11 protein-coding genes are annotated in these 11159 nt (G+C 60.8%); 5 read left to right on the top strand and 6 right to left on the bottom strand.

Annotated elements, in window-relative coordinates:
- Positions 1–72: 72 nt before the first annotated feature.
- The gene (gene hisI, locus SJY10_RS08770) at positions 73–435 is read right to left on the bottom strand and encodes a phosphoribosyl-AMP cyclohydrolase (RefSeq protein ID WP_386681636.1); all 363 of its coding nucleotides are present in this window, start codon (positions 433–435) and stop codon (positions 73–75) included.
- Positions 436–501: 66 nt separating this feature from the next.
- Here hisI and SJY10_RS08765 point away from each other — a divergent pair, with 66 nt between their 5' ends.
- On the top strand, positions 502–948 hold the full coding sequence (locus tag SJY10_RS08765; RefSeq protein WP_386681634.1) for an iron-sulfur cluster assembly scaffold protein: 447 nt from the start codon (positions 502–504) through the stop codon (positions 946–948).
- A gap of 178 nt (positions 949–1126) precedes the next feature.
- Here the strand turns inward: SJY10_RS08765 and SJY10_RS08760 are convergent, their stop codons facing one another.
- From SJY10_RS08760 to SJY10_RS08740, 5 genes are all read right to left on the bottom strand, one after another.
- Positions 1127–1249, bottom strand: coding sequence for a hypothetical protein (locus SJY10_RS08760; protein ID WP_386681632.1), 123 nt, complete (start codon positions 1247–1249; stop codon positions 1127–1129).
- A 106-nt stretch (positions 1250–1355) separates the two neighbouring features.
- Positions 1356–3446, bottom strand: coding sequence for an ATP-dependent DNA helicase RecG (recG, locus tag SJY10_RS08755; RefSeq protein ID WP_386681630.1), 2091 nt, complete (start codon positions 3444–3446; stop codon positions 1356–1358).
- Positions 3443–5746 carry an NAD-dependent DNA ligase LigA gene (gene ligA / locus SJY10_RS08750; protein ID WP_386681628.1) on the bottom strand — a complete coding sequence of 768 codons (2304 nt, stop codon included), beginning with the start codon at positions 5744–5746 and terminating at the stop codon, positions 3443–3445. Before ligA ends, recG begins: the two co-directional genes overlap by 4 nt.
- Before the next feature lie 120 nt (positions 5747–5866).
- Positions 5867–6583, bottom strand: coding sequence for a response regulator transcription factor CtrA (ctrA, locus tag SJY10_RS08745; protein ID WP_386681626.1), 717 nt, complete (start codon positions 6581–6583; stop codon positions 5867–5869).
- 80 nt (positions 6584–6663) lie between these two features.
- Positions 6664–6951, bottom strand: coding sequence for a DUF1153 domain-containing protein (locus SJY10_RS08740; RefSeq protein WP_386681625.1), 288 nt, complete (start codon positions 6949–6951; stop codon positions 6664–6666).
- Between the two features lie 128 nt (positions 6952–7079).
- Between SJY10_RS08740 and mnmA the strand changes: the two genes are divergently transcribed.
- The 4 genes from mnmA to SJY10_RS08720 all read left to right on the top strand — a co-directional run bounded on the left by mnmA (position 7080) and on the right by SJY10_RS08720 (position 11130).
- Positions 7080–8219, top strand: coding sequence for a tRNA 2-thiouridine(34) synthase MnmA (mnmA, locus tag SJY10_RS08735; protein ID WP_386681623.1), 1140 nt, complete (start codon positions 7080–7082; stop codon positions 8217–8219).
- A gap of 89 nt (positions 8220–8308) precedes the next feature.
- Complete coding sequence (locus SJY10_RS08730; RefSeq protein WP_386681621.1) at positions 8309–9181, top strand: ATPase; 873 nt, start codon at positions 8309–8311, stop codon at positions 9179–9181.
- 40 nt (positions 9182–9221) lie between these two features.
- Positions 9222–10145: a homoserine O-succinyltransferase gene (metA, locus tag SJY10_RS08725; RefSeq protein ID WP_386681619.1), complete on the top strand. Its 924-nt coding sequence runs from the start codon at positions 9222–9224 to the stop codon at positions 10143–10145.
- Positions 10129–11130: an alpha/beta fold hydrolase gene (locus SJY10_RS08720; RefSeq protein WP_386681617.1), complete on the top strand. Its 1002-nt coding sequence runs from the start codon at positions 10129–10131 to the stop codon at positions 11128–11130. Before metA ends, SJY10_RS08720 begins: the two co-directional genes overlap by 17 nt.
- Positions 11131–11159: the final 29 nt, after the last annotated feature.

Raw genomic sequence — 11159 nt, 5'->3', positions numbered from 1 at the left:
AGGATGGCAACCCGCCTGCGTCCCCCCCCGGACCTTCGCCTTTAGCCATCGACGCGCCCGCGGCAGGCGATCTTAGCTTTCTATCGGGGCGTCAGTGATGACTTCTTCGCCGGCCTCGACCTTGGTATAAAAACAGGACCGCCGCCCGGTATGGCAGGCAGGCCCGGTCTGATCGACCTCGACCAACAGGCAATCACGGTCGCAGTCCAGGCGGAACTCCACCAGCTTTTGCACATTACCCGATGTCGCACCCTTGACCCAGAATTCGGCCCGCGAGCGGGACCAATAGGTCACATCGCCTGTGTCCAGTGTGCGCGTGATCGCCTCTGCGTTCATCCAGGCCAGCATCAGGACTTCGCCCGACTGCGCGTCCTGCGCGATGACGGGAATCAGGCCGGCGTCGTTAAACCGCAGGCTGGCGGGGTCAAAGGACATGGGCGTCACCTTTCCAAAACATCTGTTGCGCCCTATCTATGGGGCAACCAGCGAAAGGGCAAACCGGTGAGCGCCGAGACTGACATGATCAAACTGTATTCCACGCGCATTCTGGCGCTGGCTGCGCAGATCCCCCATACCGCCCGCCTTGATGCCCCCGACGGCACGGCGCGCAAACGCTCTCCGCTGTGCGGATCGACTGTGACGGTGGATGTGGCGCTTCAGGACGGCCGCATTGCAGCCTTCGGGCAGGACGTAAAGGCCTGCGCGCTGGGTCAGGCCGCTGCCTCTGTCGTGGGCGATGCTGTTGTCGGGTTGGACCGCAGCACAGTGCAGACAGGGCGCGATCAGCTCTATGCAATGCTGACCGCTGGCGGTCCCGTCCCCGCTGCGCCCTTTGACGGGCTTGCGGTTCTGGAACCCGCGCGGGATTACAAAAACCGCCATGCGTCGATCATGCTGGCCTTTGACGCCACGCTGGCCGCCCTGGACGAGGCCACAGCAGCCGCCTGATCCGGCACCTGCGATCCGGCATAAAAAAACCGCCGCTCACCCGGGCAGGTGGCGGCGGTAAGTGATGCATCCCGGCGGCGATGATCGGGGCAGGCAACCCTTGATCAAGCTCAGGACAGGCAGTCAGCGTCTGACGTGTGGGACAGGCAAAACGCTAGGCCACCGGGGCGCAAACAGATCAGATCATCGCAGGCAGTGATAATCCGGCAAACAACATGACAACCAGCGAAGCGAGCCCGATTGCGTCAGCCAGGATGGTATCGCGGCTGCGGTGGATCGCGGTCTTGATGTCCTTGGCCATTGGGTCTCTCCTTTGGTTAACCTGTTGTTGCCTCTTTGTTCCACTTCATTAACCGCGTGTAAAGAACTTTTTAAGAACATTTGCGAACAAAGTGTTCCTATTGACCCTAACCGACTGATATTAAACGGATCGCCCGATCCTGTTCCATAAGCCAAAGCAACACCCGTGTTGCCTTGCCGCGGGGGCTTTCCAGCCCCGGGTCCGTTGCCAGCAAGGCGCGAGCGTCGGATTGCGCCAATTCCATCAAAGCGGCCTGCCGTTCCAGATCTGCGATTCGAAAGCGCGGCAAGCCGGACTGCGCTGTGCCGATCATGTCGCCGGCACCGCGAATGGCCAGATCCTCTTCGGCAATGCGAAACCCGTCTTCCGTCTCGCGCAGGATTGCAAGCCGCCGCTGGGCTGTCTCGCTCATCGGGGCTTGATACAGCAACAGGCAGGTCGATGCGGCGGCCCCCCGTCCAACCCGGCCGCGCAGCTGGTGCAACTGGGCCAGACCAAAACTCTCGGCCCGTTCAATCACCATGATTGAGGCATTGGGCACATTAACCCCGACTTCGATCACCGTGGTGGCGACTAGGACCTTGGTATCACCGGCCGCGAAACGCGCCATGGCGCTGTCCTTTTCTGCAGGCGGCATCTGGCCGTGAACCAACCCGACGACGCCTTCGCCAAAGGCCGCGCGCAGGGTTTTGAACCGCTGATCGGCAGCGGTCATATCCATGGTCTCTGACTCTTCGACCAGCGGGCAAACCCAATAGGCTTGCCGCCCTTCGGCAATCGCGCCGCGCAGTTTTGCAATCACCTCGTCAACGCGGTCGGTGCTGACAAGCGCCGTGGTGACGGGCGTGCGGCCGGGCGGCTTTTCGTCCAGAACCGACAGATCCATTTCCCCGAACTGGGCCAGGCTAAGCGATCGCGGGATAGGCGTTGCGGTCATCACCAGCACGTCGACCGCCTGCCCCTTGGCCCCCAGCTCCATCCGCTGCGCCACACCAAAGCGGTGTTGTTCGTCCACAACGGCAAGGCGAAGATCATGGAAATGCACGTCTTTTTGAAACACCGCATGGGTGCCAACAAGGATCTGTATCTCTCCCGCGGCCAAGGCGGCCAGCTTCGCCACGCGATCCTTGCCTTTGTCGCGGCCTGTCAAAATCTCTAACCGGACGCCGGCCAAGGCGGCCAAAGGCTGCAAACCTTCCAGATGTTGCCGCGCCAGAATTTCGGTGGGGGCCATCATGACGCCCTGCCCGCCCCCTTCGACCGCGATCAGCAGCGCCATCAAGGCCACAAGTGTTTTACCGGAACCAACATCGCCTTGCAGCAAGCGGTTCATCCGGTGCGAGGCCGCCAAATCGGCAGCGATTTCGGCGACAGACCGGCTTTGCGCCACAGTCGGTTGATAGGGCAGCGCCTCAAGGACCCGGTTCTGCAACACACCGGTTCCGGCCGTCGCCCGCCCCGGTTTGCGCCGCATTTGCTGGCGCGCCAAGGCAAGGGTCAGTTGATGGGCAAAAAGCTCATCATAGGCCAGACGCACCCGCGCCACGACAAGCGCTGACAGATCGTTTGTATTTTGCGGCGCATGGGCAGCCTGCAAGGCCGATTTCCAGTCGGGCCAACCTTCACGTGCCAAAAGCGGGCCGTCGATCCACTCTGCCAGCGGCGGCGCCAGGTCCAAAGCACCGCGCGTGGCGCGATACATCAGCTTTTGCGTCACGCCAGCCGTCAGCGGGTAGACCGGTTCGAACGCGGGAATCTCTGCTGCCGCATCCACTGCGACGACATGATCGGGATGCGCCATCTGCCCAACCCCGTCAAATAATTCGATCCGGCCAGAGACGATGCGCCGCTCACCCTCTGGCAGCAGACGTTGCAAGAAGTCCCCGCGGGCGTGAAAGTACACAAGTTGAAAACTCGTGTCGCGATCGGTCACGGTCACGCGGTACGGCCGGTTCTTGCTAGCGGGGACCTGATGCGCGCCGATGGTCACCGCGACAGTCACTGTGCAGGGTGGAACCACGTCACGGATGCTGCCCCGCAGCTGCCGGTCGATACCGCCCTGCGGCAAGGTAAACAGCATATCGCGGGGCCGGGTAATGGCCATATGTTCCAGTAATTGCGCGGTTTTTTCACCGACCCCTTTCAGCGCGGTCAGGGCACCGAACAGGGGAAACAGAACCTCTGGCCGGCCGGTCATGCGTCACCGATCAAAGACAGCCAGTCGTCTTCGTCAATTACCTTGATCCCCAGGTCTGCCGCCTTTGTCGCCTTTGACCCCGCCCCCGGTCCCGCGACCAGCAGATCGGTTTTGGCACTGACCGAACCCGCAACCTTGGCCCCCAGTGCCTCTGCCCGGGCTTTCGCTTCGGCGCGGGTCATTTTTTCCAGCGTGCCGGTAAAGACCACGGTCTTGCCCGCAACGGGGCTATCCGATGCGGGCGGCGCGGCGACGGCCTGCACCTGCAACTGCGCAACAAGGCGGTCGATGGAGGCACGCTCCGCCTCTTGCTGGAAGGTTGTCACCAGGGAAACCGCGACAGAAGCACCGATGCCTTCGATTCCGACAAGCGCGTCCCACGCGGCCTGCGCCGCGGGGTCGACACCTTGCCAAGCTGCATCGCGCACAGGTTTGATCCGCGCCCGTCGCCCCGCATCGGCGGCGGCAGCCCGCTCTGCCACCTCTGCCGCGTCGGCGTCCAGATGGGCGCGAGCCGCGGGACGGGCCGCGTCGATACTGGCCACCAAGGCGTCCCAAGTGCTGAAATGCCGCGCAAGGTCGGCCGCGGCGACCTCACCGACATGCCGGATCCCAAGGGCAAAAATCAGCCGGTTCAGGGGGATTTCGCGCTTGTCCTCGATCGCCTGAAACAGATTGCGGGCGCTTGTGTCGCCAAAGCCGTCGCGGTTGGCCAGCTTGGTCAGTTGCGCCCGGTCCCGCGCCTGCAGGTTAAAGATATCCGCAGGTTCGCGGATGGGCAGGCTGGCGTCGGCAAAAAAGTATTCTACCTGTTTTGCGCCCAGACCTTCGATATCGAAGGCGGCGCGCCCGACGAAATGACGCAGCTTTTCAACCGCTTGCGCTGGACAAATCAACCCGCCTGTACACCGGCGGACAGAGTCTCCGTCCTCTCGGACTGCGTCGGATCCGCATTCCGGGCATGTCACCGGAAAGTCGAAAGGCACGGCGTTCGAAGGCCGGCGCGCTAGATCGACATCGCGTATTTTCGGGATGACGTCGCCCGCACGATAGACTTCGACCCAGTCGCCAATGCGAATATCCCGGCCGCCCCGGATCAGGCTGCCATCGCTGGCGCGCCCCGCGATGTAATCCTCGTTGTGCAAGGTAGCATTGGACACGACGACCCCGCCAACAGTCACCGGGGCCAGCCGCGCAACCGGTGACAGAGCCCCCGTGCGGCCGACTTGAATGTCGATCCCGTCAAGCTGCGTCCATGCCAGCTCTGCCGGGAATTTATGGGCTATCGCCCAACGCGGCGTTGTGGATCGAAACCCCAACCGCCGCTGCAACGCCAGATCGTCAAGTTTATAGACCACGCCGTCGATATCATAGCCAAGCGAGGCCCGATCCGCTGCAATCCGGTTATAATGCGCAATCATCTGTGCCGTGCTGTCGCAGATCTGCGTCAAGGGGTTCACATCAAAGCCCAAAGCGCCAAGCCTTTTGATCGCACCGCTTTGCGTGTCGGCCAGGGGGGCAGATAATTCGCCCCAGGCATAGGCAAAGAAGTGCAATGTGCGGGCGGCAGTGATGCCGGGATCAAGTTGCCGCAGCGATCCAGCGGCGGCGTTGCGGGGATTGGCAAAAACCTTTGCCCCCGCCTGTTCCTGCCGCGCATTCAAAGCCGCAAAATCGTCGTGGCGCATATAAACTTCGCCGCGGACTTCCAGAATGTCCGGCGCACCGGACAGTTTGTGCGGAATGGACGCAATGGTCTTTGCGTTCGCCGTTACATTTTCGCCCACTGCCCCGTCACCGCGTGTGGCGGCCTGTACCAGCACGCCCCCTTCGTAGCGCAGGGACAACGACAGCCCGTCGATTTTCGGCTCTGCCGTATAAAACAGGGGTGCGTCGTCCGGCAGCCCAAGATAGCGCCGTATTCCTGCATCAAATTCAGTAACATCCGCATCGCTAAAGGCATTGGCCAAGGACATCATCCGCTGCGCGTGGATGATTTTGCCAAAGCCGTCAGCCGCCGGCGCGCCCACCTTGTCGCTGGCGGAATCCTCTCGCTTCAATGCGGGAAAGGCTTCCTCCAGCGCGGCGTTCCGCCGGCGCAGCGCATCGTATTGCGCATCGCTGATGACCGGCGCATCGTCGGTATGATAGGCGATATTGGCCTGCTCCAGCGCCGCCGCCAGGCGCGACAGCTCTTGCGACGCTTCTTCCGGGCTTAGCGTTGCGGGATCTGCCCAGCCGGATTCGTCCACGCCGCCACCATGCAACGCAGCTTCGCCTGCGTTTTCTGAACTTGCCATATCGCAGCCTCCGGTCGGGTTGGTCCGCGGATGCGGTCCGGCCGAAATCTAAGGCGGCACCGTGCTGACGTCCAGACGCCCTGCCGCCTTTGCGCTGTTAAAACCGCAGGGCGACCCCTTTCACGCGCCTACGGCGAGTGGCGGTGTCCGGTTCATCTGTGCATCCGGATCACGCAAGACATATCCGCGCCCCCATACGGTTTCGATAAAGTTTTCGCCCCCGGTGGCTTCCGACAGCTTCTTGCGCAGCTTGCAGATGAAAACATCGATAATCTTCAGCTCTGGCTCGTCCATGCCGCCATAAAGATGGTTCAGAAACATTTCCTTGGTCAGCGTGGTCCCTTTGCGCAGGCTCAAAAGTTCCAGCATCTGGTATTCTTTGCCGGTCAAATGCACGGTGTTGCCTTCGACGTCGACGGTTTTGGCGTCCAGATTCACACAGATGCTGCCCGTCTTGATCACTGATTGGGCGTGACCTTTGGAACGGCGAATGATGGCATGAATTCGCGCCACCAATTCTTCGCGGTGGAATGGCTTGGTCAGATAATCATCCGCGCCAAAGCCAAAGCCCTTCAGCTTGTTTTCGGTATCATCCTCGCCCGATAGAATCAGGATAGGCGTGTCAATTCGCGCCAGACGCAATTGGCGCAGCACTTCATGCCCGTTCATATCTGGCAGGTTCAGATCCAAAAGAATCAGATCGTAATCGTACAGTTTCGCCAAATCGATGCCTTCTTCCCCCATATCGGTGGAATAAACATTCAAATTCGCATGGCTCAGCATCAATTCGATGCTTTTCGAGGTAGTAGGATCGTCTTCGACCAACAGTACACGCATCGGGCTTCTCCGCTTCGTTATGACCTGGTCACTTTGGCGGCCAATGATTAACTCTCCGTTACCGGATCACTAAATTATGATCATTCATCCTTAAGTTGTCTATAACGTTGTAGCGCCGTCGTCTTTAGCGCGTCCCGACCGTGCAGCCTTACCGCGTTTTCCCATTCGTCAAATTCGTCATTGGACATCGCATAGGTGCTTAACGCCAAGTCGCGGTCGATCAGCCCATGCGCCACTGCTGCAACGACGGCCGCCTTGCGCGAGGCGACCCAGCGCCGTGTGCGCGCCGGCGGCAAATCGGCGCGGGTCATGATTGTGCCGTCCGGCAGCATCACGGACCGCGGTCCGTCGATTTTCTTAAGATACATACTTCACCCTCTTTCCACGTCCCCGTGCTGCTTGGTGGCGCAAATTCTTTAAGGACTGGTAAGCCGGGACACTTGGGTATATCGGGCATTTTCCTATATATTAGCTTAAGCTGTCCAAAAGGTGTGCGATGTCGCTTGATCAGCCCCTGAATTCCCTTGGCTTTGCCAAACCCTGCGCGCAGACCCGCGTTGTGGTCGCCATGTCCGGCGGCGTCGACAGTTCTGTCGTGGCGGCGCAACTGGCCAGTGAAGGCTACGACGTCGTCGGCGTCACGCTGCAGCTTTATGATCATGGCGCTGCGCTGGCGAAAAAAGGCGCGTGCTGTGCAGGCCGCGACATTCAGGACGCCGCCCGCGTGGCAGAGGCGATGGGTTTCCCGCACTATGTGCTGGATTACGAAAACAAGTTCAAAGAAGCGGTCATCGACGAATTTGCCGATAGCTATCTGGCTGGCGCAACCCCCGTGCCCTGCATCCGCTGCAATGAACGTGTAAAATTCAAGGACCTGCTGCAGACCGCGCGCGAACTTGACGCCGATTGCATGGCGACCGGGCACTATATCCAGCGCAAAATGGGCCCGGACGGGGCGGAACTGCATCAGGCCGCCGATGCAAACCGCGATCAAAGCTACTTTTTATTCTCGACCACAGCAGAGCAGCTGGATTACCTGCGGTTTCCGCTGGGGCACCTGCACAGCAAGGCTGAAACCCGCGCGCTGGCGTCAAAATACGGTCTGACCGTGGCCGACAAACCCGACAGTCAGGACATCTGCTTTGTTCCGAACGGCAACTATGCGGCTGTGATCGAAAAACTGCGCCCCGGCGCGGCAGAGCCGGGCGATATTGTCGATGTGAACGGCACGGTTCTGGGCCAGCACAACGGCGTGCTGCACTATACCATCGGCCAGCGGCGCGGGCTGGGGATCGGCGGATTGGCTGATCCTTTGTATGTGGTCAAGCTGGACGTGGACGCGCGCCAAGTGATTGTCGGCCCAAAGGACATGCTGGCGACCCGCCGCGTGCCGATCCGCGAAATCAACTGGCTGGGTCAGGGCGATTTTCTGGCCGGCGGCAGCCGCAAGATTGCGGTTAAGGTCCGGTCCACCAAACCACCTGTCGAAGCTGTGCTGCATCCCAAGTCCGACACCGAGGCAGAGGTCGAATTGCTGGTTGCCGAAGAAGGCGTCAGCCCCGGACAGGCCTGCGTATTCTATGAGCCGGACAGCACAAGGGTTCTGGGCGGCGGCTGGATCTGGCGCGGCTACTAATCGCGGCAGATTCGGAAAATCCTGGCCAAAATTTTCCACGCCGCAAAAATCTTGTAGAAGATTTCTTCGCTCCGGCTTAGGCAAGCGGTATGATTTATACATCCTCTGCCGCATGGCTGGCGGCCCCGCAAAAACGTGTTCTGTTCTTTGGCATGTCGGGCCTTGGCAAGACCCATATCGCCAGCCTGCTGCGCCGCACGGGCGACTGGTTCCACTACTCTGTCGATTACCGCATCGGCACCCGCTACATGGGCGAGCTGATTGCGGACAACGCCAAGGCAGAGGCGATGAAAGTGCCCTTTCTGCGCGATCTGCTGCTGTCGGACAGTATCTATATCGCGTCGAACATCACCTTTGATAACCTGAACCCTGTGTCCACCTATCTTGGCAAACCCGGCAGCCCTGCGCTGGGCGGCCTGCCCTTTGCCGAATACACCCGCCGTCAGGACCAGTTCCGCCGGGCAGAGGTGGCGGCCCTGCTGGATACCGGCCATTTCATCGACCGGGCGACCTCGCTTTACAACTATCCCCATTTCGTCTGCGACACGGGCGGGTCGATCTGCGAATGGGTGGACCCCGATGACGCAAACGATCCGGTCATGCAGCATCTGGCGCAGCGGACGCTGCTGATCTGGATCGAAGGCTCTGATGAACATACCGCCGAACTGGTGCGCCGTTTCGATGCCGCGCCAAAGCCGATGTCCTATCAGCCCGGCTTTTTGCTGGACGCGTGGTCGACCTATCTTCGGGTACACGATTGCACCGAAGGCGACGTCGATCCCGATGCTTTCATCCGCTGGACCTATGCCCGTGCACTGGCCCACCGCCAGCCACGCTATCGCGCCATGGCGCAGCGCTGGGGCCTGACGATCCCCGCAGGAGAGATCGGCGCCGTGCGCACGGCCGCTGATTTCGACACTTTGGTTGCGCAGGCTTTGCAACGGGTTGAGATGCAGGGCTAACGCACCTATCTGTCATCCCCCGCGACCAAGGATCAAAGCCATGCCGATCAAACTGCCCTCTACCCTGCCCGCCTATGATGTGCTGTCGCGCGAAGGTGTCATGGTTCTGGCCGAGGATGCCGCCGACCGGCAGGATATCCGCCCGCTCCGCATCGCGCTGCTGAACCTGATGCCCAAGAAAATTCAGACGGAAAACCAGTTTGCCCGCCTGATCGGCGCAACGCCCCTGCAGATCGAACTTAGTCTGATCCGCATGAGCGAACACCAGACCCGCAACACCGCCGCCGAGCATATGGAGGAGTTCTATCGCCCCTTTGCAGAGGTTGCCGCAAGCGGCGAAAAGTTTGACGGCCTGATCATCACCGGTGCCCCGATCGAACACCTGCCGTTCCAAGACGTCACCTATTGGCAAGAGCTGGAACAGGTATTTGCCTGGACCCAGACCCACGTTCATTCCACCTTTGGCGTGTGCTGGGGCGGTATGGCGATGATCAACCACTTCCACGGGGTGCAAAAACATCTGCTGGACCACAAGGCCTTTGGCTGCTTCCGCCACACCGTGACAGCGCCCGCATCGCCTTATCTGCGGGGATTTTCCGATGATATCGTCGTGCCGGTCAGCCGCTGGACGGAAATGAAGCAGGGCGAAATCGACGCGCGCCCAACCCTGAACACTCTGATTACCAGCGCCGAATCCGGCCCTTGTCTGGTCGAGGATCCGGAGCACCGCGCGCTGTATGTCTTTAACCACTTCGAATACGACAGCGGCACGCTTAAGCAGGAATACGACCGCGACGTGGCCGCGGGCACACCGATCAACGTCCCCTGCAACTACTATCCGCATGACGATCCCGCGAACGCCCCCCAAAACAGGTGGAGAAGTCACGCCCACCTTCTATATGGCAATTGGATCAACGAGATTTACCAAACGACAAAGTATGATTTGAATGCAATTGGCACTTAAAGCGCTGACCCTGACCGCCCTGACCTTTGGTCTGGGCGCTGTCCTGACGGGTTGCACGGCAACCTATCGCGACAAGGCGGCAGAGCAGGCCTTTCCCCCGATTGGCCAGTTCGTGACCGTGCAGGGCGGCGCAAAGGTGCATTACCTTCAGGCCGGTAACGGCCCTGATGTGGTGCTGATCCACGGCGCAGGCGGCAATCTGCGTGATTTTAAATTCGACCTTTTCGACAAGCTGACAGACCATTACCGCGTCACCGCCTTTGACCGCCCCGGCCTTGGCTACACCGACCGCTTTCCCGGCATCGACACCGGTGTGCTGGCCACCGCAGGCGAAAGCCCGCTGCAGCAAGCCTCCATGCTGCGCGAGGCGGCCAGCCAACTTGGCATCACCCGGCCTGTCGTCGTTGGCCATTCCATGGGCGGAATTGTTGCCTATCAGTGGGCGCTGATGGGGCTGGATACGGACAGCGATGTAAATGCCGCGGGCATGGTCAGCCTTGCGGGGGTTGCGATGCCCTGGCCTGGCGATCTGGGCCCCTATTACACGATCAACGCCAGCGCCTTTGGCGGCGCAGTGACAATTCCGCTGATTTCGGCCTTCGTGCCCACCGCCAAGGTCGAGGATGTGATTGAGGGCACCTTTGCACCCCAGCCTGCCCCCGATGGCTATGCCGACTATATCGGCGCGCCGCTGGCGCTGCGGCCTGAAACCTTTCGCGCGAATGTGCGGCAGGTGAACACCCTGCGCCCCCACGCAGTCGAAATGTCGAAACGCTACCCCGATCTGACGCTGCCGATCGAAATCCTGCACGGAACGGCGGATACGACGGTGCCGATCGAAATCCACTCTGACAAGGTGGCGGCGCTTGTGCCATCAGCCCATCTGACCCGCATGGACGGTATCGGTCACATGCCGCACCACGTCGATCCCGCCGCCGCCGTTGCCGCCATTGACCGGGCAGCTGCGCGGGCCGGATTGCGCTGACGCAAAGCCGCAGCCATAGTGCCCCAAAG

The organism is Loktanella sp. R86503 (genome assembly GCF_042466455.1).
In the GTDB taxonomy this organism is placed as follows: Bacteria; Pseudomonadota; Alphaproteobacteria; order Rhodobacterales; family Rhodobacteraceae; genus Loktanella.
The sequence above is the reverse complement of the archived record's forward strand: the minus strand, read 5'-3'. Positions and strand labels throughout refer to the sequence as shown.

Bases quoted from the DNA above. Each gene is read 5' to 3' on its own strand.
- hisI (WP_386681636.1), bottom strand. From the start codon at position 435: ATGTCCTTTGACCCCGCCAGCCTGCGGTTTAACGACGCCGGCCTGATT.
- SJY10_RS08760 (WP_386681632.1), bottom strand. From the start codon at position 1,249: ATGGCCAAGGACATCAAGACCGCGATCCACCGCAGCCGCGATACCATC.
- recG (WP_386681630.1), bottom strand. From the start codon at position 3,446: ATGACCGGCCGGCCAGAGGTTCTGTTTCCCCTGTTCGGTGCCCTGACC.
- ligA (WP_386681628.1), bottom strand. From the start codon at position 5,746: ATGGCAAGTTCAGAAAACGCAGGCGAAGCTGCGTTGCATGGTGGCGGC.
- ctrA (WP_386681626.1), bottom strand. From the start codon at position 6,583: ATGCGTGTACTGTTGGTCGAAGACGATCCTACTACCTCGAAAAGCATC.
- SJY10_RS08740 (WP_386681625.1), bottom strand. From the start codon at position 6,951: ATGTATCTTAAGAAAATCGACGGACCGCGGTCCGTGATGCTGCCGGAC.
- mnmA (WP_386681623.1), top strand. From the start codon at position 7,080: ATGTCGCTTGATCAGCCCCTGAATTCCCTTGGCTTTGCCAAACCCTGC.
- SJY10_RS08730 (WP_386681621.1), top strand. From the start codon at position 8,309: ATGATTTATACATCCTCTGCCGCATGGCTGGCGGCCCCGCAAAAACGT.
- metA (WP_386681619.1), top strand. From the start codon at position 9,222: ATGCCGATCAAACTGCCCTCTACCCTGCCCGCCTATGATGTGCTGTCG.
- SJY10_RS08720 (WP_386681617.1), top strand. From the start codon at position 10,129: ATGCAATTGGCACTTAAAGCGCTGACCCTGACCGCCCTGACCTTTGGT.